The organism is Burkholderiales bacterium, assembly GCA_035560005.1.
GTDB lineage: Bacteria > Pseudomonadota > Gammaproteobacteria > Burkholderiales > Eutrophovitaceae > DASRFY01.
This window is the reverse complement of the sequence record DATMAN010000089.1, coordinates 1-24205: the sequence shown is the minus strand read 5'-3', so window position 1 is coordinate 24205 and position 24205 is coordinate 1. Positions and strand designations below refer to the sequence as shown.

General features: G+C 66.1%; 17 protein-coding genes. 16 read left to right on the top strand and 1 reads right to left on the bottom strand.

All coding sequences use genetic code 11. The features are described from left to right. Positions 1-15 precede the first annotated feature (15 nt). The 6 genes from ilvB to VNM24_13055 all read left to right on the top strand — a co-directional run bounded on the left by ilvB (position 16) and on the right by VNM24_13055 (position 11046). Positions 16-1788: a biosynthetic-type acetolactate synthase large subunit gene (gene ilvB, locus VNM24_13080; protein HWQ39513.1), complete on the top strand. Its 1773-nt coding sequence runs from the start codon at positions 16-18 to the stop codon at positions 1786-1788. Positions 1789-1882: 94 nt separating this feature from the next. Continuing rightward, on the top strand, positions 1883-5371 hold the full coding sequence (locus tag VNM24_13075) for an indolepyruvate ferredoxin oxidoreductase family protein (GenBank protein HWQ39512.1): 3489 nt from the start codon (positions 1883-1885) through the stop codon (positions 5369-5371). Positions 5372-5491: 120 nt separating this feature from the next. Then, positions 5492-8776 carry a fused isobutyryl-CoA mutase/GTPase IcmF gene (gene icmF, locus VNM24_13070; GenBank protein ID HWQ39511.1) on the top strand — a complete coding sequence of 1095 codons (3285 nt, stop codon included), beginning with the start codon at positions 5492-5494 and terminating at the stop codon, positions 8774-8776. A 52-nt stretch (positions 8777-8828) separates the two neighbouring features. Further along, positions 8829-9158 (top strand): hypothetical protein, encoded by a 330-nt coding sequence (locus tag VNM24_13065; protein HWQ39510.1) that lies wholly within the window; start codon positions 8829-8831, stop codon positions 9156-9158. Positions 9159-9244: 86 nt separating this feature from the next. Continuing rightward, positions 9245-10315, top strand: a complete 1071-nt coding sequence (locus VNM24_13060) for a cytochrome c peroxidase (protein HWQ39509.1) — start codon at positions 9245-9247, stop codon at positions 10313-10315. Positions 10316-10365: 50 nt separating this feature from the next. Further along, positions 10366-11046, top strand: a complete 681-nt coding sequence (locus VNM24_13055; protein ID HWQ39508.1) for a gamma-glutamylcyclotransferase — start codon at positions 10366-10368, stop codon at positions 11044-11046. Here the strand turns inward: VNM24_13055 and VNM24_13050 are convergent. Continuing rightward, complete coding sequence (locus tag VNM24_13050) at positions 11034-11645, bottom strand: Crp/Fnr family transcriptional regulator (GenBank protein ID HWQ39507.1); 612 nt, start codon at positions 11643-11645, stop codon at positions 11034-11036. The two genes, VNM24_13055 and VNM24_13050, sit on opposite strands and share 13 nt — an antisense overlap. A 239-nt stretch (positions 11646-11884) precedes the next feature. Between VNM24_13050 and VNM24_13045 the strand changes: the two genes are divergently transcribed. The 10 genes from VNM24_13045 to VNM24_13000 all read left to right on the top strand — a co-directional run. Beyond that, positions 11885-13855: an AMP-binding protein gene (locus VNM24_13045; GenBank protein ID HWQ39506.1), complete on the top strand. Its 1971-nt coding sequence runs from the start codon at positions 11885-11887 to the stop codon at positions 13853-13855. After that, complete coding sequence (locus tag VNM24_13040; GenBank protein ID HWQ39505.1) at positions 13852-14664, top strand: ABC transporter ATP-binding protein; 813 nt, start codon at positions 13852-13854, stop codon at positions 14662-14664. The genes VNM24_13045 and VNM24_13040 overlap by 4 nt, the downstream gene beginning before the upstream one ends. Before the next feature lie 87 nt (positions 14665-14751). Beyond that, positions 14752-15648 carry a branched-chain amino acid ABC transporter permease gene (locus VNM24_13035; GenBank protein ID HWQ39504.1) on the top strand — a complete coding sequence of 299 codons (897 nt, stop codon included), beginning with the start codon at positions 14752-14754 and terminating at the stop codon, positions 15646-15648. Between the two features lie 187 nt (positions 15649-15835). Next, positions 15836-16912, top strand: coding sequence for a branched-chain amino acid ABC transporter permease (locus tag VNM24_13030; protein ID HWQ39503.1), 1077 nt, complete (start codon positions 15836-15838; stop codon positions 16910-16912). A gap of 27 nt (positions 16913-16939) precedes the next feature. Next, positions 16940-18259, top strand: coding sequence for an ABC transporter substrate-binding protein (locus tag VNM24_13025; GenBank protein HWQ39502.1), 1320 nt, complete (start codon positions 16940-16942; stop codon positions 18257-18259). A gap of 22 nt (positions 18260-18281) precedes the next feature. Next, the gene (locus VNM24_13020; protein ID HWQ39501.1) at positions 18282-19088 is read left to right on the top strand and encodes an ABC transporter ATP-binding protein; all 807 of its coding nucleotides are present in this window, start codon (positions 18282-18284) and stop codon (positions 19086-19088) included. A 120-nt stretch (positions 19089-19208) separates the two neighbouring features. Next, entirely contained in the window at positions 19209-20444 is a 1236-nt protein-coding gene (locus VNM24_13015) for an AMP-binding protein (protein ID HWQ39500.1), read from the top strand. 48 nt (positions 20445-20492) lie between these two features. Then, positions 20493-21080 carry a peroxidase-related enzyme gene (locus VNM24_13010; GenBank protein ID HWQ39499.1) on the top strand — a complete coding sequence of 196 codons (588 nt, stop codon included), beginning with the start codon at positions 20493-20495 and terminating at the stop codon, positions 21078-21080. 169 nt (positions 21081-21249) lie between these two features. After that, positions 21250-23913 carry a pyruvate dehydrogenase (acetyl-transferring), homodimeric type gene (gene aceE, locus VNM24_13005; GenBank protein ID HWQ39498.1) on the top strand — a complete coding sequence of 888 codons (2664 nt, stop codon included), beginning with the start codon at positions 21250-21252 and terminating at the stop codon, positions 23911-23913. A 39-nt stretch (positions 23914-23952) separates the two neighbouring features. After that, the coding region (locus VNM24_13000) for a biotin/lipoyl-containing protein (GenBank protein HWQ39497.1) at positions 23953-24205 on the top strand (253 nt) is incomplete at its 3' end.

Genomic DNA, 24205 nt, shown 5'->3' with positions numbered 1-24205 from the left:
CAATAAGATTGCGGCATGGATGAGCCGGTCCTCACCCCCGTCCCTGGCACCGTTCGGTCGCGCACCCGACCCCTTCGGTCCGGCGCCGCGCTGCTCATCGACACCCTCCTGGAACAAGGCGTCGAAGTGGTCTTCGGCTACCCCGGCGGGGCGGTGCTGCCGCTGTACGACGCGCTGCACTCCGAGCCGCGGCTGCGGCACGTCCTGGTCCGCCACGAGCAGGCGGCGGTGCACGCGGCGCAGGGCTACGCCCGCAGCACCGGAAAGCCCGGCGTGGTGTTCGTCACGTCCGGACCGGGGATGAGCAACACGGTGACGGGTCTGCTGGATGCGATGTGCGATTCGGTACCGGTAGTGTGCATCAGCGGCCAGGTGGCGCGTGCACTGATTGGCACCGACGCTTTCCAGGAGTGCGATGCGCTGGGCCTTTCGCGACCGGTCACGAAATGGAACGCGCAGATCGGAAGCGCCGCAGCGGTGCCCAAGCTGGTCCGCAAGGCGCTCGCCGTGGCCATGCGGGGGCGGCCGGGGCCGGTACTGCTCGACTTCCCGAAAGATGTGCAACTGGCGCGCGCCGAGCCTGTGGCGGGCGAAGCCGTGCCTGCCCTGCCGCGCCCGGTGACAGCGCCGCCGCGCGCGGCCATCCGCCAGGCGGCGGAGTTGATCGGCCGGGCGCAGCGCCCGGTGTTCTACGGCGGTGGCGGCCTGATCAACTCGGGTGCGGCCGCCTGCGAGGCTTTCGCGGCACTCGTGCGCCGCACCGGGGCCCCCTGTACCTTGACGCTGATGGGGCTGGGCGCGTTTCCGGCGTCCGATGCGCAGTTCCTCGGCATGCTCGGCATGCACGGCACCTTGGAGGCGAACCTGGCGATGCACCATGCCGACCTGGTGGTTTGCGTCGGCGCGCGGTTCGATGATCGCGTGACGGGGAAGCTGGCCGACTTCTGCCCGCAAGCCCGGAAGATCCACGTCGACATCGATCCTGCCTCGATCAACAAGCGGGTCCGGGTCGACGTGCCGATCGCCGGCGATTGCCGCGAAGTGCTGGAGCAGCTGCTCGAGGAACTCGAGTCCACCGGCCTGCGGGCACAGCGCCTGGCGCCCTGGTGGTCGACGATCGGGCAGTGGCGCGCGCAGGATTGTCTTGCCTTCGCCCCGCAGGAGGCGCACATCCTTCCCCAGCAGATGATGCAAGCCTTGCAGCGCGCGCTCGCCGGGCGTGACGCCATCGTGGCGACCGACGTCGGACAGCATCAGATGTGGGCGGCGCAGTATCTGCGCTTCGAGCGGCCGCGCCGCTGGCTGACCTCGGGCGGCGCGGGAACCATGGGCTACGGGCTGCCGGCCGCGATCGGCGCGCAGATCGCGCATCCGCACAAGACCGTGGCGTGCGTGAGCGGCGATGCGTCGATCCTGATGAACCTGCAGGAGCTTTCCACCGCGGTGCAGCATCGCGCGCCGGTCAAGGTCCTGTTGTGCAACAACGGCTACATGGGCATGGTCCGCCAGTGGCAGGAATTCATCCACGAGGGCCGCTACAGCCACAGCTACACCGCGGCGTTGCCCGACTTCGTGCAAGTGGCCAAGGCCTTCGGATGGGGCGCGCGCCGCGTGTGGTCGCCGCGCGAACTGGACGGCGCCATCGAGGAATGTCTGGCCTATCCGGGTCCTTTCTTTCTCGATGTCGCGGTCGCGGCACAGGCCAACTGCTTTCCCATGATCCCGCCCGGTCGCGGCCATCATGAGGTCATGTTGAGCGAAGGCCGGTTCTACAGGCCGCGCCACTAGCGCGGCGGACACGGCTGCGGCCGACCGACCCGGTCGGCCGGGCCGGCAGACGGCGTTGCCCTACGACGGCAACGGACTACTGGAGGAGCAGTACATGCAAGCAGTGAGTTTGGACGACAAGTACACGTCGGATCGGGGGCGCGTCTACCTGACCGGCATCCAGGCGCTGGTGCGTCTGCTACTGGTGCAGCGCCGGCGCGACCTCGCCGTCGGACTGAATACCGCGGGCTTCGTCTCCGGCTACCGCGGTTCGCCGCTCGGCGGGCTCGATGAAGCGCTGTGGAAGGCGCAACCGCATCTGGCCGCGCACCACGTCCACTTCCAGCCCGGCGTCAACGAGGAGCTGGCCGCCACGGCGGTGTGGGGAACCCAGCAGGTGAAGCTCGTGGGCGAGTCCGACTACGACGGCGTGTTCGCCATGTGGTACGGCAAAGGGCCGGGCGTGGACCGCTGCGGCGACGTGTTCAAGCACATGAACTTCTCGGGCACCGCCCGGCACGGCGGCGTGCTGCTGGTGGCCGGCGATGATCACGGCGCCTACTCCTCCACCCTGCCGCATCAGAGCGACCACCTGTTCGCGGCCTCGATGATCCCGGTGCTCTATCCGTGCAACGTGCAGGAGTACATCGAGCTGGGCCTGCACGGTTTCGCGATGTCGCGCTTTTCCGGCTGCGCGGTGGGCTTCAAGGCGCTCGCCGACACGGTGGAGTCCTCGGCTTCGATCGAGGCCGACCACGCCCACGTGCGCATCGCGCTGCCCGAGGACGTCGTCGCGCCCGAAGGCGGCATGAACACACGACTGCTCACCGACGGGCTGGCGCAGCAGGCGCGCACGCTGGAAGCGCTGATGCAGGACTACAAGATCTATGCCGCCATCGCCTATGCGCGCGCCAATCGTCTCAATCGCACCACGATCGATTCGCCGCGCGCGCGGCTGGGCATCGTCGCTTCCGGCAAGTCGTACCTGGACGTGCTCGAAGCACTGGAAGAACTGGGCATCGACGAGGCCGGCGCGGCGCAGATCGGCATTCGCGTCTTCAAGGTGGCGATGCCCTGGCCGCTGGAACCGGACAGTGTGCGCGAATTCTCCCGGGGCCTGGAAGAAATCCTGGTCGTGGAAGAGAAGCGCCAGATGGTGGAATACCAGCTCAAGGAGCATCTGTACAACTGGCATCCGGACGTGCGCCCGCGGGTGATCGGCAAGTTCGACGAAGCCGGCGAGTGGGTACATCCGCGCGGCCAGTGGCTGCTGCCGGCCAAGGGCGATTTCTCCATCGCGCAGATCGCGCGGGTGATCGCTGGAAGAGTGGCCCGCTTCCATCCGAGCGACCGGATCAAGGCGCGGCTGGCGTTCCTGGAGGCGAAGGAGGCGGTGCTCAGGAAAGCGGTGAACACGCCGCCGCGGCCGGCGTATTACTGCTCCGGCTGCCCGCACAACACCTCGACCCGGGTGCCGGACGGCAGCGTCGCGCTGGCTGGCATCGGCTGCCACGTGATGGCCACCTCGATCTATCCCGAGCACAACCGGACGCTCACGCAGATGGGCGGGGAAGGTGCGACCTGGATCGGCCAGGCGCCCTTCTCCAGGCGCAAGCACGTCTTCGCGAATCTGGGCGACGGCACTTATTTCCACTCCGGTTCGCTCGCAATCCGCGCCGCCATCGCCGCCGGGGTCAACATCACCTACAAGATCCTCTACAACGATGCGGTGGCGATGACCGGCGGCCAGCCGATCGACGGGCCGCTGTCCGTGCCGCAGATCGCTCGGGAAATGAGCGCAGAAGGCGTACGGCGCATCGCGGTGGTGAGCGAAGATCCCTCGCGCTATGCCGACCGCTCGGCCCTGCCGCCATTCGTCACGCTGCACGACCGCAAGGACCTGGACGCGGTACAGCGCCAGTTGCGCGAATACCCCGGTGTGTCGGTCCTGATCTACGACCAGACCTGCGCGGCGGAAAAGCGCCGGCGCCGCAAGAAGGGGGCGTATCCGCAGGCGACTTCGCGTGTGTTCATCAACGAGGCGGTGTGCGAGGGCTGTGGCGACTGCGGCGTGCAGTCGAACTGCGTGTCGATCCTGCCGCTGGAGACCGAGTTCGGTCGCAAGCGCATGATCGACCAGTCTGCCTGCAACCAGGACTACTCCTGCCTCAAGGGCTTCTGCCCGAGCTTCGTCACGGTGGAAGGCGGCACGCCGCGCAAGACCAGAGCCGCGCGACACGCGCCGGCCTCCGAGCCGCCGCCCGAGCCCGCCATCGCGCCGCTCGGGGACAGCGCCTACAACATCCTCATCACCGGCATCGGCGGCACCGGCGTCATCACCATCGGCGCCCTGCTCGGGATGGCGGCGCACCTGGAAGGCAAGGGGATCTCCGCGCTCGACATGACCGGCATGTCGCAGAAGAACGGCGCGGTCACTTCGCACGTGCGCATCGCGCGCTCGCCGGAGAGAATCCGCGCCCAGCGCATCGCCACCGGGGAAGCCGATCTGATTCTGGGCTGTGACATGCTCACCGCCGGCGCCCATGACGCCATCGCCAAGACCCGGCCCGGGCGCACGGTGGCAGTAATCAACCTGTACGAGCAGCCGCCGGGGCAGTTCGCCAGAGACCCCGACTGGCGCTTTCCGGCGTCCGCAGTGCGGGCGTTGATCGACGAAGCCGTCGGCGGTCGCGCCCACTATCTCGACGCCACACGGCTGGCCACCGCGCTGCTGGGCGACGCGATCGCGACCAACCTGTTCATGCTGGGGTTCGCCTGCCAGAAAGGGCTGATCCCGCTGCAGCCGGCTTCCATCCTGCGCGCGATCGAGCTGAACGCGGTGGCGGTGGAGGCCAACAAACTGGCCTTCGAGTGGGGCCGCCGGGCGGCGGTGGATCTGCAGCAGGTCGAAAGGCTGGCCACGCCGGCGCGACCGGTGATCGTGCAGATGCCGCAGTCACTGGAAGCGCTGGTGCGCCGACGCGTGGCCTTCCTCACCGAATACCAGAACGCGGCCTATGCCCGGCGCTATGCGCAACTGGTGGAGAAGGTCCGTGCCGCCGAGGCGGCCGCGGTCGGGGGCGAGGCGCTGGCGAAGACGGTGGCGCAGGCGCTGTTCAAGCTGATGGCCTACAAGGACGAGTACGAGGTCGCGCGGCTGTATGCGAGCGGTGACTTCGAGAAACGGCTCGCCGAGACCTTTGAAGGGCGCTTGCGGGTGAAGTACCACTTGGCGCCACCGCTCATCGCCAGGCGCGACGCCCAGGGCCGGCTCGTGAAGTCCGAGTACGGGGCATGGGTAGGCATTGCGTTCCGCGTGCTGGCCAGGCTCAAGGGGTTGCGCGGTACTTGGCTCGATCCGTTCGGGTACAGCGCCGAGCGCAAGACGGAGCGACGCCTGATCGGCGAGTACGAGGCGCTCATCGAAGAGCTGGCCGACACACTCTCCCCCGCCAACCACCGGACGGCGCTGGCCCTGGCCGCAGTCCCGGAGCGCATCCGCGGCTTCGGGCACGTCAAGGCGCGCAGTCTGGCGGCGGCGGCCGCCGAGCGCGAGCGCCTGTTGCGGCAACTGCGCGCGCCTGACGTCCACCTCGCCGCGTAACGACGCATCGGCGGGCACATCGAACGATTCCACATTTACGCTAAGGTCGACGCAAACCATAATCCCGGTACTGCCGGCCGGAAGGCATCCCCCGGGGTCGCCCTGGAGAGAATCAGAACCATGACCGACTTGAGCCTCAAACCCTCGATTCAGGACGCGCGCGCCGCGGCCCGGATCCGTTTCGTCACCGCCGCCAGCCTGTTCGACGGCCACGACGCCTCCATCAACATCGTGCGCCGGATCCTGCAGTCCTCCGGCGTGGAAGTCATCCACCTCGGCCACAACCGTTCGGTCGCCGAAATCGTGGCAGCGGCCATCCAGGAAGACGTTCACGGCATCGCGATCTCGTCCTATCAGGGCGGCCACATCGAGTTCTTCAAGTACATGGTGGATCTGCTGCGCCGCCACGGCGCAGGCGACATCAGGGTCTTCGGCGGTGGCGGCGGAGTCATCGTGCCCCACGAGATCGAGGAACTGCACGGCTACGGCGTGGCGCGCATCTATTCCCCGGAAGACGGCGTCAAGCTCGGCCTGCAGGGCATGATCGCCGACATGATCCGCAAGGCCGACCGCGACCTGTGCGCCGAGCTGCCGGCGCGGCTCGAGGCGCTGTTGGAAGGCGAAACGCGAACGCTGGCCCGCGTCATCACCGCGCTGGAGAACTCGGCGCTGCCGGAACCGCTGCACCGCGAGCTGCTCAAGCGCGCCGCGGCGCGCGACAACGTGCCGGTGCTTGGAATCACCGGCACCGGCGGCTCGGGCAAGAGCTCGCTGACCGACGAGCTGATTCTGCGGCTGCGCCACGACCAGGCGGACACGGTGAAGGTGGCGCTCGTCGCAGTCGATCCCTCGCGCCGCAAGACCGGCGGCGCCTTGCTGGGCGATCGCATTCGCATGAATGCCATCAACCACCCGAACATCTACATGCGCTCGCTCGCTACCCGCGCGGCGGGCAACGAGATCTCCACCTGCCTGCCGGATGTCATCGCGGCCTGCAAGGCGGCGGGCTTCGACCTGGTGGTGGTGGAAACTTCGGGCATCGGCCAGGGCGACGCGGCGATCGTGCCGCACGTGGACTTTTCGCTCTATGTCATGACGCCCGAATACGGCGCGGCGAGCCAGCTCGAGAAGATCGACATGCTGGATTTCGCGGACTTCGTGGCGATCAACAAGTTCGACCGGCGCGGCGCGCTGGACGCGCTGCGCGACGTGCGCAAGCAGATGCAGCGCAACCGCCAGGCTTTCGGCGTTCCGGTGGAGGACATGCCGGTATTCGGCACCATCGCCTCGCGCTTCAACGACGACGGCGTGACCGCGCTCTACCATGCCATCAAGCTCAAGCTCGCCGAACGCGGCCTGCCGCTGAAGGACGGGCGGCTCAAGCCCGTGACGGTCAAGCACCCCTCGGGGCAGAACGTGATCGTGCCGCCGGCCCGCGTCCGCTATCTCGCGGAGATCGCCGCGACGGTGCGCGACTACCATCGGCGGGCGGCGGAGCAGTCCAGGCTGGCGCGCGAGCGCCAGCAGCTCAGAGCGACGCGACAGATGCTCGAGCTCGCCCCGGCCGCCGCCCGCACGGGTGCAGAGGCTGCCTGCGAGGCGATCGACAAACTCGTCGCACAACGCGAAGCGGCACTGGACCCGGAAGCCAGAGCCCTGCTGGAAGGCTGGCCCCGCGTCAAGGAGGCCTACTCGGGCGAGGAGCATGTGGTGAAGGTGCGCGACAAGGAGATCCGCACCAAGCTCTTCCACACCTCGCTCTCCGGTACGCGCGTGCCCAAGGTCGCGCTGCCGCGCTACGAGGACGAGGGGGAGATTCTGTGGTGGCTGATGCGCGAAAACGTGCCGGGCAGCTTCCCCTACACGGCCGGCGTCTTCGCGTTCAAGCGCGAGAACGAGGACCCGACCCGCATGTTCGCCGGCGAGGGCGACCCGTTCCGCACCAACGCGCGCTTCAAGTTCCTTTCGAAGGACTACGCGGCCAAGCGGCTTTCGACCGCGTTCGATTCGGTCACTCTGTACGGGCACGATCCTGACGAGCGCCCCGACATCTACGGCAAGATCGGAAATTCCGGCGTGTCCATCGCCACGCTGGACGACATGAAGGTGCTCTACTCGGGCTTCGACCTGTGCGACCCGATGACCTCGGTGTCGATGACGATCAACGGTCCGGCGCCCACCATCCTGGCGATGTTCCTCAACACCGCGATCGACCAGCAGGCCGAGAAGTTCGAGCAACAGCACGGCCGCAAGCCCAGCCCGGAGGAGTACGCCAGAATCCGCGCCTGGACGCTGGAGAACGTGCGCGGCACGGTGCAGGCCGACATCCTGAAGGAAGATCAGGGCCAGAACACCTGCATCTTCTCCACCGATTTCTCGCTGAAGGTCATGGGCGACATCCAGGAGTATTTCACCGCCAACAAGGTGAGAAACTTCTACTCGGTGTCCATCTCCGGCTACCACATCGCCGAGGCCGGCGCCAATCCGATCTCGCAGCTCGCGTTCACGCTGGCCAACGGCTTCACCTATGTCGAAGCGTACCTGGCGCGCGGCATGGCGATCGACGAGTTCGCCCCCAATCTGTCGTTCTTCTTCTCCAACGGCATGGATCCAGAGTACAGCGTGCTCGGGCGCGTGGCGCGCCGGATCTGGGCGATCGCGATGAAGCACCGCTATGGCGCCAACGAGCGCTCCCAGAAACTGAAGTACCACTGCCAGACTTCCGGCCGCTCGCTGCACGCGCAGGAGATCGCCTTCAACGACATCCGCACCACGCTCCAGGCGCTGATCGCCACCTACGACAACGCCAACTCGCTGCACACCAACGCCTACGACGAGGCGATCACCACGCCGACCGAGGATTCGGTGAGACGGGCGCTCGCGATCCAGCTCATCATCAACCGCGAGTGGGGGCTGGCCAAGAACGAGAATCCCAACCAGGGCTCGTTCGTCATCGAAGCGCTGACCGAGCTGGTGGAGGAGGCCGTGCTGCAGGAATTCGAGCGCATCTCCGAGCGCGGCGGCGTGCTCGGCGCGATGGAAACCGGCTACCAGCGCGGCAAGATCCAGGAAGAGTCGCTGTACTACGAAATGAAGAAGCACGACAGCTCCTACCCGATCATCGGCGTCAATACTTTCCGCAATCCGGACGGCAAGGACCACGGCGGCACGATCCCCCTGGCGCGCTCCAGCGAAGAGGAGAAACAGGGACAGATCCGCAGGCTTCGCGAGTTCCAGCAACGCCACGCCACGCAGGCGCCCGCCGCGCTCGAGCGGCTCAAGCAGGTGGTCGTGGAAAACGGCAACGTGTTCGGCGAACTGATGCACGCGGTGCGCTACTGCTCGCTGGGCCAGATCACCCAGGCGCTGTTCGAGGTGGGCGGCCAGTACCGCAGGAACATGTAGCGCGCCCGATGCCCCGCGCCTCACTCCCGTTGCTTGCAGAAAGCCGATCACGATGAAAGAACCCGCCTTTCGCCTCGAGCACCTCAACATGCCCGCGCGCGATCCCGCGGGGCTGGCGCGCTGGTACGCGCAGACCTTCGGCTTGCAAGCCGACGGCCACCGCGTGCGCGGGCCGGGTGTGTTGATCGTCTTTCAGAAGGGAGAGCCGGTCGCGCGTGCCCCGGAGCTGCACTTCGGCCTGCGCGTGCCCAACATGAAGGTGCTCGCCGAATGGGCCGGCAAGTTCGACGCCTCGATCGCCGAAGGCAGCGAGTTCGCTTCCTTCCGGATCTTCGACCCGGAGCACAACTGCCTGGAGATCTACTGCCGGATCGACAGTTGACACGCCGCGCGCGGCAACCGTTTCACGGCCCGCGCGACGAACCCTCACAAGCCCTCAATCGCTAGAGCATGAACAGGAGAAGCATCATGAAGAAGATCGAAAGACCAGTCACAAGGTGCGCCGTGCTGCTCGCGGCAATGGCTGCTTTCAATGCCGTTCCGGGGTTCGCCGACGATGCGGCGCTGCTCGCCCGGGCGCAGCAGTTGTTCAAGCCGCTGCCGGCGAATGCCGCCACGCCCGAGCGGCCGGTGACCCCCGAGCTGGTCGCGCTCGGCCGGGCGCTGTTTTTCGAGAACCGGGTATCGACCGACGGCCGGGTGAGCTGCGCAGCCTGTCACCTGCCTTCGTTCTACGGCGCCGAGCCGCTACCGCGCACGGTCGGCAACCAGGGCAAGATCCTGCCACGCAACACGCCAACCGTTTTCAACACGGCACTGCAGTTCGTTCAGCACTACGGCGGCAACCGGGTCGACGTCGAGGAGCAAGCCGTAAAGGCACTCATCAGCCCCCTTGCCTACGGAAACGCCGACTACGCCGCGGCGGAAGCGCGGCTGCGGGCGCTGCCCGGCTATCGCGCCCTGTTCGAAAAGGCGTTCCCGAACGAGCCCGAGCCGGTGACGGCGCACAACTGGGGCAGGGCGATCGGTGCCTACGAACGGACTCTGCTCACGCCCGCGCCCTTCGATCGTTATCTCTCCGGCGACCCGTCGGCGCTCAGCGCCCAGGCCAAGCGTGGGCTCGACAAGTTCATCGCCGTCGGTTGTGCCGGCTGCCACAACGGCGTGGTGGTCGGCGGACAGATGTACCAGAAGTTCGGCATCACCCAGGATTACTGGACCCTGACCGGCAGCGAGGAGATCGATCTGTTCAAGGGCCGCGACAAGGGCCGGTTCCACGACACCAAGAACGAGGCCGACGCCTACATCTTCAAGGTGCAGCAACTGCGCAACGTCGCGGTGACCCCGCCCTACTTCCACGACGGCTCGGTGGCGGAACTGCGCGACGCAGTGCGCATCATGGCCAAACTGCAGCTCGGCCGCGAGCTGACCGATGCCGATGTTTCGGACATCGTTGCGTTCCTGGAAAGCCTGACCGGAGAAGTGCCCGCGCAGTTCGCCAACGTCCCCGTGCTGCCGGTCGCGGCCTACCGGAAGTAGGCGCGCCGGCAGGCTCGGCCCGCGTGTCGCAGCGATCGAGGCAGGCCGCGATGAGCGTGGATCGATCCTTCCTCGAGCGCGACGGCGTACGCCGGGCCGTGCGCGCCGCCGGCTATGGCCACCTGCTGCTCAGCGACGAGCAGCTCGCCCGGTCGCTGGCCGCGACCCTGGCCGAACGCCCCCCGGGCGCGCCGGTCTGGGTGTTCGGCTACGCCTCGCTCATCTGGAGCCCGCTGCTGAAATACGCCGAGCGCCGCGTCGCGCGATTGCGCGGCTACCACCGCGGCTTCTACCTCTGGTCGAGGATCAACCGCGGCTCGCCCGAGCGGCCGGGACTGGTGCTCGGACTGGATCGTGGGGGCTGCTGCGGCGGGATCGTGTATCGCCTGCACGAACACGGACTCGACGAGGAGCTGAAACTGCTCTGGCGGCGCGAGATGCTGACGGGTACCTATCTGCCGCGCTGGGTCACGGCCCTCACCCACGGCGGTCCGGTGCGGTCGATCGCCTTCGTCGTGGACCGCAGCAAGCCCGGATACGCGGGACGCCTCACCGACGAGCAGATCGTGGCCACGGTGCTCGGCGCGCGCGGCCACTTCGGCGCCTGCACGGACTACCTCGTGCAGACCGCGCAAAGCCTGGAACGGCACGGCATCGCCGATCGGCGGTTGAGCCGCCTGGCGAGAACGATCGCGCGTCAAGCCGGCACGGCGCGCGGTCAGGCGCCGTAGCTGCGGAGCTTGTCGACGTCGAGCACCTCCACCCCGCCGTATCCCACCGTGAGCAGACCTTCGCGCTCCAGCCTTTGCAGGGCCTGGTTGACGCGCTGGCGGGACACGCCCGTGAGGTAGCCGATCTCCTCCTGGGAAATCGACAACCGCGGACCGATGCCCGGATAGAGGACGGGGTTGAACAGCTCGCCGAGACAGCGCGCCACGCGGGCATCGGTATCGAGCAGGCGCTCGTACTCGACGAGCGCGATGAACTGGGCGAGGCGTTCGTTGAGCTGGCGCAGCAGGAAGCGGTTGAAGCCGATGCTGTTGTCGATCAACCACTCGAACGTGGCGCGCGGCATGCGGGCGATGCGCGAGTCGCGCAGCGCCAAGGCATCGTACTTGCGCGGGTCGGCCTTGAGCAGCGAGCCTTCGCCGAACCAGCCGCCGGCGGGAATGCCGGTGAAAGTGACCGAACGGCCGTCGGCCGACACGGCGTGGATCTTGACCAGGCCTTCGAGCACGCCGATCCAGGCGTCCACCGGCTCGCCCTTGCGGCACACCGCGGTGCCCGCCGCGCAGAACCGCTGTTCGGCCTCGCGTTCCACGCGGCTCATCTGCTCTTCGGTCAAAGCTCGGGCCCAGAGCGTGGCCCGCAGGTGTTCGGACAGGGTCGGCACGGGCAGGAATTGTCGGCGAAACGACAGCCATGCGCAGCCGCAGCCGGTAGGGTCGCGACACGAAGGGGTCGGCAGCCGTGCCGGCCCATAGTAAGCTTTGCCAAAACCGGCAGGCAGCCGGTCCGCTCGGTCCGGCCCGCGAGGGCTCGACGCCGGACCCACCAGGAGGAGATCACTTGACGCAGTCCGCGGCCGCCTCAGCGGCGGTGGCCGACACTTTTCCCAGGCTGCTGCTGCAGCATGCGCGCACACGGCCGCAGGCGATCGCCATCCGCGAGAAAGATCTCGGGGTCTGGCAGAGCTGGAGCTGGGAGCAGGTTGCCACCGAAGTGCGCTGGCTCGCCTGCGGGCTGCACGCGCAGGGATTCCGGCGCGGGATGAACCTCGCCATCATCGGCGACAATCGCCCGCGGCTCTACTGGGCCTTCGCCGCGGCCCAGGCGCTGGGCGCGGTCCCGGTACCGATCTACCAGGACTCGATCGCGCAGGAAATGCTGTTCGTGCTCGAAGACGCGGAGATCGAGTTCGCCATCGTCGAGGACCAGGAGCAGGTGGACAAGCTGCTCGAGCTGCTGCCGCAGGCGCCACGCCTGCGTCGTATCTATTACGACGATCCGCGCGGCCTGCGCAACTATGCGCAGCCGCAGCTCATGCCCTACGACGAGCTGCGCCAGATCGGACGCGAGCTCGACGTGCAAAATCCGCGGTTCTTCGCGCAGGAGGTCGATGCCGGCCGCGCCGAGGACGTCTCGGTGATCCTGTACACCTCCGGCACCACCAGCAAGCCCAAGGGCGTGTGTCTGACGCACCGGGCCTTCATCGCCGCGGCGCGCGGCGACGTCGCGTTCGACGGCTTCAACGAGCACGATTCGGTGCTCTCCTATCTGCCCATGGCGTGGGTCGGAGACCATCTGTTTTCCTACGCGCAGGCGCTGGTGGCGGGTTTCACCGTGAACTGCCCGGAATCGTCGGAGACGGTGATGACCGACTTGCGCGAGATCGGCCCCACCTATTATTTCGCGCCGCCGCGCGTGTTCGAGAACCTGCTCACCCAGGTCATGATCCGCATGGACGACGCCGGGCGGATCAAGAAATGGCTGTTCCACTACTTCATGCGCGTGGCGCGCCGCTGCGGCGCCGAGATCCTCGATCGCAAGCCCGTGGCGGCGGCCGACCGTCTGCGGTACTGGCTCGGCGACCTCTTGATCTACGGACCGCTGCGCAACGTGCTGGGGCTAAGCCGCATCCGCGTGGCCTACACCGGCGGTGCGGCCATCGGCCCGGATCTTCATCGCTTCTACCGCTCGATCGGCATCAACCTGAAGCAGCTCTACGGGCAGACCGAGACCGCGGTCTACGTCTGCCGCCAGCCCAACGGCGAGGCCAAGCTCGATACGGTCGGCCGGCCGCTGCCCGGGGTCGAGGTCAAAGTGGCGGAGAGCGGAGAGATCTGGGTCAAGACCCCGGGCTTGTTCAAGGAGTACTTCAAGCGCCCGGAGGCGACTGCGGAATCGATCGCGCCCGGCGGATACTTCATGACCGGCGACGCGGGCTTCTTCGACGCGGACGGGCATCTCAAGATCATCGACCGCGCCAAGGACGTCGGCAGGCTCAACGACGGCACCCTGTTCGCGCCGCAGTTCCTGGAGAACAAGCTCAAGTTCTTCCCCTACATCAAGGAAGCCGTGTGCTTCGGTGACCGGCGCGACATGGTCTGCGCCTTTGTGAACATCGACATGCAGGCGGTGGGCAACTGGGCGGAAAAGCGCGGCCTGCCCTACGCCGGCTACGTGGACCTGGCGGCCAAGCCCGAGGTTTACGCGCTGATCCAGGAGTGCGTGCAACAGGTCAACGCGGATCTGGCCCGCGAGCCGCATCTGGCCGGCTCTCAGATCCGGCGCTTCCTGGTGCTGCACAAGGAACTGGATGCCGACGACGACGAACTGACGCGCACCCGCAAGGTCCGCCGCCGGTTCATCGCCGAGAAGTACGCGCCGCTGGTCGCGGCGCTGTACGCGGGTGCGCCGCGCTGCCAGATCGAGACCGAAGTGAAGTTCGAGGACGGCCGGCGCGGAAAGATCACCGCGGAGGTCGCGATCCGCGACGTGCGGCCGCTGCCCCCCGGCCAAGCCTTGAAGGCGGCATGACGGCTGCGCGCGTGCTCGGAGAACCGATCCTCAGCGTGGAGGACGTTTCGTTGTCCTTCGGGGGCGTGCACGCGCTCTCGGGCGTGAGCTTTCACGTGCGCGAGCACGAGATCCTGGCGATCATCGGACCCAACGGGGCGGGGAAAAGCTCGATGCTCAACGTCATCAACGGCGTCTATCGGCCGCAGAAGGGCACGATCCGCTTCAAGGGCGAGGCCTGGACAAGGATGGTGCCGTATCAGGCCGCGCGCATGGGCATCGCGCGCACTTTCCAGAACATCGCGTTGTTCAAGGGCATGACGGTGCTCGACAACATAATGACCGGCCGCAACCAGAAGATGAGATCGAACCTGTTGCAGCAGGCGATCTACTGGGGCCCAAATCTGAAGGAGGAGCTGCGCCACCGCGAAAAAGTCGAGCACATCATCGACTTTCTGCAGATCGAGCACGTGCGCAAGACCCCTGTCGGAAGGCTGCCCTACGGATTGCAGAAGCGCGTGGAGCTGGCGCGGGCACTCGCCGCCGAGCCGCAGCTGCTGCTGCTCGACGAGCCGATGGCCGGGATGAACGTCGAAGAAAAACAGGACATGTGCCGTTTCGTGCTCGACGTCAATGACGAGTTCGGCACCACCATCGTGCTGATCGAGCACGACATGGGGGTGGTCATGGACATCTGCGACCGCATCGTCGTGCTCGACTACGGGCGCAAGATCGGAGATGGCACGCCGGATGAGATCCGCGGCAACCAGGCGGTGATCGACGCCTACCTCGGTGTGGCCCGCTCGAGTGCAACGACGGGTGAGCCGTGACGAAGCGAACCAGCGTCCGCCCCACCGCGCGCGCAGCGTGGCGGTCGACCGCTTTCTCCTCGATCCTCACCCGTCACTGAGGCGACGATGGGTTTCTTCTTCGAAGTGCTGATCGGCGGGCTGCTGGCGGGGGTCATGTACTCGCTGGTGGCACTGGGCTTCGTGCTGATCTACAAGGCCTCGGGCGTGTTCAACTTCGCCCAGGGCGCGATGGTGTTCTTCGCCGCGCTCACCTTCGTGGGGCTGCGCGAGCACTACGCGCTGGGTTTCTGGTGGGCCTTCGCGATCGCGCTGGCCACGATGATCGCGCTGGGCGTGCTCACCGAGCGGATCGTCCTGCGGCCGCTCGTCAACCAGCCGCAGATCACGCTGTTCATGGCCACGATCGGGCTCGCGTTCTTCATCGAAGGCGTGGCGCAGTTGATGTGGGGCGCCAAGGTCTATCCGCTGGACATCGGACTGAAGGACGAGCCCATCGCGGCGCTGCTGCAAGAGCTCGACATGGTCATCAGCCGTTTCGACCTGACTGCGGCCCTGGTCGCCGGCGTTCTGGTGACCGTGCTCGCAGTGTTCTTCCAGGTCACGCGCGTCGGGCGCGCGCTGCGCGCGGTGGCCGATGATCACCAAGCCGCCCTGTCGGTGGGCATTCCGCTGAAGACCATCTGGGCGATCGTCTGGTCGGTGGCGGGTTTCGTCGCGCTGGTGGCGGGCCTGATGTGGGGCGCGCGCAACGGCGTGCAGTTCGCGCTGACCTTCGTGGCATTGAAAGCCTTGCCGGTGCTCATCCTCGGCGGCTTCGATTCGGTGCTCGGCGCCATCGTCGGGGGACTGATCATCGGCGCGGCGGAAAAGCTCGCGGAGGTCTACCTGGGGCCTGTGCTGGGCGGGGGCATCGAGGGCTGGTTCGCCTACGTGGCCGCGCTGCTGTTCCTGCTGGTGCGCCCCGAGGGATTGTTCGGCGAGAAACACATCGACAGAGTATGAAAGGCTGCAGGCGTGAGCAAAGAGCAGTGAGGACGAGGAGCGAAAAGCGGCCGCGGCGGCGGCCCTCCGCAACGGTGCAGGCCACGCCATCGGCCTTGGTCAGCGTCATCGTCTTGCATGCCGTGGGGCTTTCGGCCGGTTCCTCACTCCTCGCGCCTCGCCCCTCGCCACGCTAGGAACTTCGACCGTGTTCTACCGCGAAGCCGGACAGTTCAAGGCGAGCTACGCCGAAGACCAGGCGCTGTTTCCGATCCGGCAGGATCGGATCGGCTTCATCGCGCTGCTGGTCATTGCCTTCGCGGTGGTCCCGGGCATCGCCAGCGACTACTGGCTGACCGCGATCCTGATTCCGTTCCTGATCATCTCGCTGGCGGCGCTGGGGCTGAACATCCTGACCGGTTATGCGGGGCAACTCTCGTTGGGCTCGGCCGCGTTCATGGCGGTCGGCGCCTTTGCCGCCTACAACATCGAATTGCGCCTGCCCTGGATGCCGGCGCTGGCGAGCTTCGCGCTCGGCGGCCTCGCGGCCGCGCTGATCGGCATCGCGTTCGGACTGCCCAGCCTGAGGATCAAGGGTTTCTATCTGGCGGTGGCAACGCTCGCCGCGCAGTTCTTCATTCCCTGGCTGCTGACCAAGGTCGGCTGGTTTTCCAACTACAGCCCTTCCGGGGTGATTACCACGCAGCCGGTGCAGATCATGGGATTCGTGTTCGACAGCCCGGCGCGCAAATACCTGCTCGTGCTCGCCATCGCCGTGGTGCTCGCGCTCGCCGCCAAGAATCTGGTGCGAAGCGGCATCGGGCGCGCGTGGATGGCGGTGCGCGACATGGACGTGGCGGCCGAGGTCATCGGCATTCCCATCGTGCGCACCAAGTTGCTGGCGTTTGCGGTCAGCTCGTTCTATTGCGGCGTGGCGGGCGCCTTGTATGCCTTCGCCTACCTGGGCAGCGTGGATCCCGACGGCTTCAACCTCGATCTGTCGTTCCGCATCCTGTTCATGATCATCATCGGCGGGATGGGCAGCATTCTCGGCTCGTTCCTCGGCGCGGCCTTCATCACCCTGCTGCCGATCTTCCTGGACATCCTGTTGACGGAAGGCGCCCTGGCGTTCAACCTGAACCTGGAGGCCGGCGTTACTTCCATGGCCCAGCTGGTGGTGTTCGGCGCGCTGATCATCTTCTTCCTGATCGTCGAACCGCATGGGCTGGCGAGACTGTGGCAGATCGCCAAGGAAAAGCTTCGACTCTGGCCGTTCCCGTACTAGGGGCGGCGAACTTCAATGGAGGAGATCATGAAAGCCTGGAAAACGCTCATGCTCGCGCTGGCCGCCGCCGCCGTGATGACCGCCGCGCCCGTGCCGGCACAAGCCCCGGGCACCCAGTTCATCGGCATCCTGGGTTACCGGGTCGGTCCCTACGGGCCGAACGGCGCGGCCTTCTTCACCGGGTTCATCGACTACCTGAACCTGGTCAACGAGCGCGACGGCGGCATCAACGGCGTGAAGCTGTCGTGGGAAGAGTGCGAGACCGAGTACAACAACACCAAAGGGCTCGAATGCTACGAGCGGGTGAAGACTCGCGTGGCGAGCGGACCCACCGCGATCCATCCGATGTCCACCGGCATCACCTACTCGCTGCTCGACAAGGCGCCGGCGGACAGGATCCCGCTGATCACGCTGGGCTACGGGCGCACCGACGCAGTGGACGGGCGCGTCTTCCCGTGGGTGTTCCCGCTGCTGTCGAACTACTGGTCGTGCGCCACCGGCATCGTCAAGTTCATCGCCGAAAAAGAGGGCGGCGAGAGCGCGCTCAAAGGCAAGAAGATCGTCCTGCTCTATCACGATTCCCCCTACGGCAAGGAACCGCAACCCATCCTGGAGGCCGAGGCGAAGAAGCACGGCTTCGAACTGAAGCTCGTCCCGGTTCCGCATCCGGGCAACGAGCAGCAATCGCAGTGGCTGCAGATCCGGCAGTACCGGCCCGACTGGGTGATCTTGTGGGGCTGGGGCGTGATGAACGCCACCGCGCTGAAGACCGCGCAGAAGGTCGGCTTCCCGCGCGAGAAGATGGTGGGCAACTGGTGGTCGGGCTCCGAGATCGACACCGAAGCGGCAGGAAGCGATGCTTCCAGGGGCTACTACGCGGCCAGCCTCAATCTGGCCGGCAAGGACTTCCCAGTGGTCAAAGACATCGAGAAACTCGTCTACGGCAAGGGCAAAGGCGGGGACAGGAAGCTGATCGGCACAGTGCTGTGGAACCGCGGGGTGGCCGCGGCCATGATCACCGTGGAAGCGGTGCGGACCGCACAGGGCAAGTACGGCAAGAAGCCGCTCACCGGCGAGCAGGTGCGCTGGGGCATCGAGAATCTGGACATCGATCAGAGGCAGCTGGACAAACTCGGCTTCGGCGCAATGATCCCGACGCTCAAGGTGTCGTGCACCGATCACGAAGGCTCCGGCCTGGTGCGCTTCCAGCAGTGGGACGGGAAGCAGTGGGTTCCGGCCTCCGACTGGATGAGCGGCGACCGCTCGCTGGTGCGCAAGATGGTCGAGGAGTCCGCCGCCCAGTACGCGAAGGAAAAGGGCATCAAGCCTGCCTGCATGAAAGGGTGAAAGCCGATCGAACGGTCGAGAAATGACAGCGCCGCTGCTCAGCGTCAACAACATCGAGGTCATCTACGACCACGTCATCCTGGTGTTGAAAGGCGTGTCGTTGAAAGTCGAGCAAGGGCAGATCGTCGCCCTGCTCGGCGCCAATGGCGCCGGCAAGACCACCACGCTGAAGGCGATCTCGAACCTGCTCGGAACCGAGCGCGGAGAAGTCACCAAGGGCTTCATCGAGTACCGTGGGATCCGGGTCGACCGCCTGACGCCCTGGGAGCTGGTGAAACTGGGTGTCGTACAGGTCATGGAAGGAAGGCATTGCTTCCAGCACCTGACGGTCGAGGAAAATCTGCTGACCGGAGCCTTTACGCGCAGCGCGCGCCGCGCCGAGATCCGCGAGGATCTGGAGAAGGTGTACACCTACTTTCCGCGACTCGCGCAGCGCCGCAAGACGCAGGCAGGCTATACCTCCGGCGGCGAGCAGCAGATGACGGCGATCGGCCGCGCGCTCATGGCGCGCCCGGGCACGATCCTGCTCGACGAGCCATCGATGGGCCTGGCGCCTCAGGTCGTGGAAGAGATCTACCAGATCGTGCGCGATCTGAACCGCAAGGAGCGCGTGAGCTTTCTGCTCGCGGAGCAGAACACGCACATCGCACTGAGGTATGCCGAATACGGCTACATTCTGGAGAGTGGCCGCGTGGTGATGGATGGCCCGGCGCGGGAACTCGCCAACAACGAGGACGTGAAAGAGTTCTACCTCGGCCTGTCGGCCTCCGGGCGCAGGAGCTTTCGCGATGCCAAGCATTACCGCCGCCGCAAGCGCTGGCTGGCGTGACAACGGCTGGGGCTGCGCCGTGAGGCCAAGAACTGCATCGCCGGTTCACATCGCGCCGAGTGTGAAGCTGCGTGCCGATCCTCACTGCGCACGCCTCGCGCGTCACGGCTCACCGTAGCCATGGGCCATTACGACGATCTCGAGACCCGCAAACCGGAAGAGCGCGAGCGCGCGCTGTTCGCCATGCTGCCCGGCCTGATCGAGCACGCGAAAACGCATACGCGCTATTTCGCGAGGCTGCTGCGAGACGTCGATCCCGCCTCGATCCGCGATCGTCGAACGCTGTCCGCGCTTCCGGTTACGCGTAAGTCGGATCTGATCGCTTTGCAGAAGCAGGACCCGCCTTTCGGCGGCATGACCGCCGTGCCCCTCGGCGCGCTCGGCCGAGTGTTCTCCTCGCCTGGGCCGATCTACGATCCGCAAGGCCGGACGGGCGACTTCTGGCGCTTCGGGCGCGCGCTGTGGGCCGCGGGCTTCCGGCCCGGCGACCTGATCCACAACACCTTCTCCTATCACTTCACGCCCGCCGGCTTCATGATCGACCTAGCCGCCCAGGCGATCGGCTGCGCGGTCTTCCCGGCCGGCGTGGGGCAGACCGAAATGCAGGTCCAGGCGATCGCCGACCTCAGGCCGGCCGGCTATGCCGGAACGCCGTCATTTCTGAAGATCATTCTGGAAAAGGCGGACGAACTGCAGGCCGACGTGAGCAGCTTGAAGCGCGCGCTGGTCTCGGGTGAAGCGCTGCTGCCCGCGGTGCGGGAAATGCTCCAGGCCCGAGGAATCGAAGTGCGCCAATGTTACGGGACTGCCGATGTCGGACTGATCGCCTACGAAACCGTGCCGATGAACGGCCTGGTGCTCGACGAAGGCGTGATACTGGAGATCGTGCGGCCCGGCTCCGCAGACCCGGTGGCGGAAGGCGAGGTGGGTGAGGTCGTGGTCACCATTTTGGCGCCCGAGTACCCGCTGATCCGTTTCGGCACCGGCGATCTCTCCGCGTTTCTGCCGGGAACGAGCGCCTGCGGCCGGACCAACCGCCGCATCAAAGGCTGGATGGGTCGCGCCGACCAGGCCACCAAGGTGAAAGGCATGTTCGTGCATCCCACGCAGGTGGGGCAGCTCGTGAAGCGCCATCCCGAGATCGTGAAGGCACGCCTGTGCGTCGAGCACGACACACAGAGGAACGACCGCATGACCTTGCACTGCGAGGTGCATGAAACCTCCGGCGCGCTGACCGAAGCGATCGCCCTCTCGCTGCGCGAGATCACCAAGTTGCGCGGCGAAGTCAAGCTCGTGGCGCCGGGCTCGCTGCCCAACGACGGCAAGGTGATCGACGACTTGCGCAAATACGATTGATCTTTCCTGCGTGGTTTTGTGGTCAATTCATCCGCAAACGAACCCCCCATGACAGCGCAACCGATCAGCAAGTACCCCGTACCGAAGCTCGAGGACCTGCCGGACGACATCCGCGCGAGGATGTTGGAAGTCCAGGAAAAGGCCGGCTTCATCCCCAATGTCTTCCTGACGCTCGCCCACCGGCCGGAGGAGTTTCGCGCCTTCTTCGCCTATCACGACGCGCTGATGCTGAAGGACTCCGGTCTTTCCAAGGCCGAGAAGGAAATGATCGTGGTCGCCACCAGCGGCCTGAACCAGTGTCCGTATTGCGTCATCGCCCACGGCGCGATCCTGCGCATCTACGCCAAGAATCCGCGCATCGCGGATCAGGTCGCCGTGAACCATCGCAAGGCGGATATCGGCCCGCGACAAAAAGCGATGCTCGACTTCGCCTGCAAGCTCGCGCGCACGCCGGAACTGATCGGCGACGAAGATCATGCCGAGCTGCGCCGGCACGGATTTTCCGCCGAGGACGTGTGGGACATCGGCGCGATCACCGCCTTCTTCGCATTGTCCAATCGCATGGCGCACCTGACCGACATGCGCGCCAACGACGAGTTCTATCTCTTGGGGCGCCTGCCGCCCGCGCAGAAATAAGCGTCAGAAGCAGTGCGGAAGCAGTTCATCTATGCCGTGGCGCTGGGAAATCAGCGCCAGTCAACACGGTTTGGCGGAGGCCGGGTGCTATAATTTTTTACGATGCGGCAGCGCGTCAAAAACGATGGTGCCGCTTGCGCAGCCTCACATAAAGGGGTGGAGACCGACCATGGCAGCACTTCCCGATCCCGATCCACAAGAAACTCAGGAATGGGTGGATGCGCTCGACGGAGTCCTGAAATACGAAGGGCCGGAGCGAGCTCATTACATCCTCGAACAGCTGATCGAGCGGGGGCGGCGCGGCGGTGCGTATCTGCCCTACAGCGCCAACACCGCCTACGTCAACACCATTCCTCCCGGTCGGGAAGAAAAGTCGCCCGGCAATCACGAGATCGAGCACCGCATCCGGTCCTACGTGCGCTGGAACGCCGCGGCGATGGTGGTGCGGGCCAACAAGCACACCAACGTCGGTGGCCACATCGCAAGCTTCGCCTCGGCGGCTACGCTCTACGACGTGGGCTTCAACCATTTCTGGCACGCACCCTCGGCCAGCCACGGCGGCGACCTTGTCTTCTTCCAGGGACATTCGGCGCCCGGCGTCTACGCGCGCGCGTTCATGCTGGGGCGGCTGACCGAAGAACAGATGAACAACTTCCGGCAGGAGGTCGACGGCAAGGGCCTGTCGTCCTACCCGCACCCCTGGCTGATGCCCGACTTTTGGCAGTTCCCCACGGTGTCCATGGGACTGGGGCCGATCATGGCGATCTACCAGGCCCGTTTCATGAAATACCTGCAGGATCGCGGCATCCTCGACACCGAAGGCCGCAAGGTGTGGTGCTTCCTGGGCGACGGGGAATGCGACGAGCCGGAGTCCATGGGCGCGATCGGCGTGGCGGCACGCGAGCGGCTCGACAACCTGATCTTCGTCGTCAACTGCAACCTGCAGCGTCTCGACGGCCCGGTGCGCGGCAACGGCAAGATCATCCAGGAGCTGGAAGCCGACTTCCGCGGCGCGGGCTGGAACGTCATCAAGGTCATCTGGGGTTCGTACTGGGATCCGCTGCTCGCCCGCGATACCAAGGGCCTGCTCGTGAAGCGCATGGAAGAGTGCGTCGACGGCGAATACCAGACCTTCAAGTCCAGGGACGGCGCCTATGTGCGCAAGCACTTCTTCGGCAAGTATCCGGAGCTGCTCGACATGGTGTCGAACATGACCGACGACGACATCTGGCGCCTGAACCGCGGCGGCCACGATCCGCACAAGATCTACGCGGCCTACGCCGCCGCAGTGAAGCACAAGGGACAGCCGACCGTCATCCTCGCCAAGACCATCAAGGGATACGGCATGGGCGAGGCCGGCGAGGCGCAGAACATCACCCACCAGCAGAAGAAGATGGGCACGACCTCGCTCAAGGCGTTCCGCGACCGCTTCAACATTCCGATCCCGGACGACAAGCTCGACGACGTGCCTTTCATCAACTTCGCGGAGGGTTCACCCGAGCTGGAGTACATGCGCGAGCGCCGCGAAGCGCTCGGCGGGTATCTGCCGGCGCGCCGCCGCAGGGCCGAAGCGCTCGAGGTTCCGCCGCTGTCGGCGTTCGAGGCATTGCTCAAGGGTTCGGACGAGCGCGAGCTGTCGACCACGATGGCCTTCGTGCGCATCCTCAACGTGCTGGTGAAGGACAAGAAGATCGGCAGCCGCGTCGTGCCGATCGTGCCCGACGAATCGCGCACTTTCGGCATGGAGGGCATGTTTCGCCAGCTCGGCATCTGGTCCTCGGTGGGCCAGCTCTACACGCCCGAGGACGCCGATCAGCTCATGTTCTACAAGGAGGACAAGCACGGGCAGATCCTGCAGGAAGGGATCAACGAGGCGGGCGCCATGTCCTCCTGGATCGCCGCGGCCACCTCGTATTCGACCCACGGCGTGCAGATGATCCCCTTCTACATCTTCTATTCGATGTTCGGCTTCCAGCGGGTGGGCGACCTGGCGTGGGCCGCGGGAGATCAGCGCGCGCGCGGCTTTCTGATGGGCGGCACGGCCGGGCGCACCACGCTCAACGGCGAAGGGCTGCAACACGAGGATGGCCACAGTCATCTGCTGTCCTCGACCGTGCCCAACTGCATTTCCTACGATCCGACGTTCGCCTACGAGCTGGCGGTCATCATTCAGGACGGGCTGCGCCGGATGTACCAGGAGCAGCAGGACGTCTTCTACTACATCACGGTGATGAACGAGAACTACCGTCATCCGGCGATGCCGGCCGGCGCCGAATCGGGGATCCTGAAGGGCATGTATCTGCTGCAGGAAGCGCAGACCGGCAAGAAGTCCACGCAGCCGCGCGTGCAACTGCTCGGCTCCGGCACGATCCTGCGCGAAGTGATCGCGGCCGCGGAACTGTTGGCCAACGACTGGGGAGTGGCGGCCGACGTCTGGAGCTGCCCGAGTTTCACCGAGCTGCGGCGCGACGGCATCGACGTGGAGCGCTGGAACATGCTGCACCCCGAGGACAAGCCCCGCAAGGCATACGTCGAACAGTGCCTCGAGGGCCGGCAGGGGCCGGTGGTCGCCGCCACCGACTACATGCGCATATTCGCCGACGGGATCCGGCGCTGGGTTCCCGGCCGCTACCATGTGCTCGGCACCGATGGCTTCGGGCGCTCCGACACCCGGGAAAAACTGCGACGTTTTTTCGAGGTCGACCGGTACTACGTGACGCTCGCCGCTTTGAAATCGCTGGCCGACGAGGGCGCGATGCCGGCATCCGCCTTGGCCGGGGCCATCAAGAAGTACGGAATCGATCCGGACAAACCCAATCCGGCCACGGTGTGAGACGGGCCCGGGCTACATAAAACAACGGCAGGGAGAGCAATGGGCAGCCTGAAAGATGTGCTGGTCCCCGACATCGGGGACTTCAAGGACGTTCCGGTCATCGAAGTGCTGGTCAAGCCCGGCGACGTGATCAAGGCGGAGGACTCGTTGATCACGCTGGAATCGGACAAAGCCACCATGGAAGTCCCATCCCCCGTTGGGGGCATCGTCCGCGAGATGCGGGTCAAGGTCGGCGACAAGGTTTCGCAGGGCTCGCCCATCCTCGTGGTCGAGGCCCTCGAGGGCGCCACCC

What these genes read in the sequence shown, in the direction of transcription:
- VNM24_13060 (HWQ39509.1), top strand. Translation starts at nt 9,245, where the DNA reads ATGAAGAAGATCGAAAGACCAGTCACAAGGTGCGCCGTGCTGCTCGCG.
- icmF (HWQ39511.1), top strand. Translation starts at nt 5,492, where the DNA reads ATGACCGACTTGAGCCTCAAACCCTCGATTCAGGACGCGCGCGCCGCG.
- aceE (HWQ39498.1), top strand. Translation starts at nt 21,250, where the DNA reads ATGGCAGCACTTCCCGATCCCGATCCACAAGAAACTCAGGAATGGGTG.
- VNM24_13040 (HWQ39505.1), top strand. Translation starts at nt 13,852, where the DNA reads ATGACGGCTGCGCGCGTGCTCGGAGAACCGATCCTCAGCGTGGAGGAC.
- ilvB (HWQ39513.1), top strand. Translation starts at nt 16, where the DNA reads ATGGATGAGCCGGTCCTCACCCCCGTCCCTGGCACCGTTCGGTCGCGC.
- VNM24_13010 (HWQ39499.1), top strand. Translation starts at nt 20,493, where the DNA reads ATGACAGCGCAACCGATCAGCAAGTACCCCGTACCGAAGCTCGAGGAC.
- VNM24_13035 (HWQ39504.1), top strand. Translation starts at nt 14,752, where the DNA reads ATGGGTTTCTTCTTCGAAGTGCTGATCGGCGGGCTGCTGGCGGGGGTC.
- VNM24_13075 (HWQ39512.1), top strand. Translation starts at nt 1,883, where the DNA reads ATGCAAGCAGTGAGTTTGGACGACAAGTACACGTCGGATCGGGGGCGC.
- VNM24_13015 (HWQ39500.1), top strand. Translation starts at nt 19,209, where the DNA reads ATGGGCCATTACGACGATCTCGAGACCCGCAAACCGGAAGAGCGCGAG.
- VNM24_13055 (HWQ39508.1), top strand. Translation starts at nt 10,366, where the DNA reads ATGAGCGTGGATCGATCCTTCCTCGAGCGCGACGGCGTACGCCGGGCC.
- VNM24_13065 (HWQ39510.1), top strand. Translation starts at nt 8,829, where the DNA reads ATGAAAGAACCCGCCTTTCGCCTCGAGCACCTCAACATGCCCGCGCGC.
- VNM24_13020 (HWQ39501.1), top strand. Translation starts at nt 18,282, where the DNA reads ATGACAGCGCCGCTGCTCAGCGTCAACAACATCGAGGTCATCTACGAC.
- VNM24_13025 (HWQ39502.1), top strand. Translation starts at nt 16,940, where the DNA reads ATGAAAGCCTGGAAAACGCTCATGCTCGCGCTGGCCGCCGCCGCCGTG.
- VNM24_13050 (HWQ39507.1), bottom strand. Translation starts at nt 11,645, where the DNA reads ATGAGCCGCGTGGAACGCGAGGCCGAACAGCGGTTCTGCGCGGCGGGC.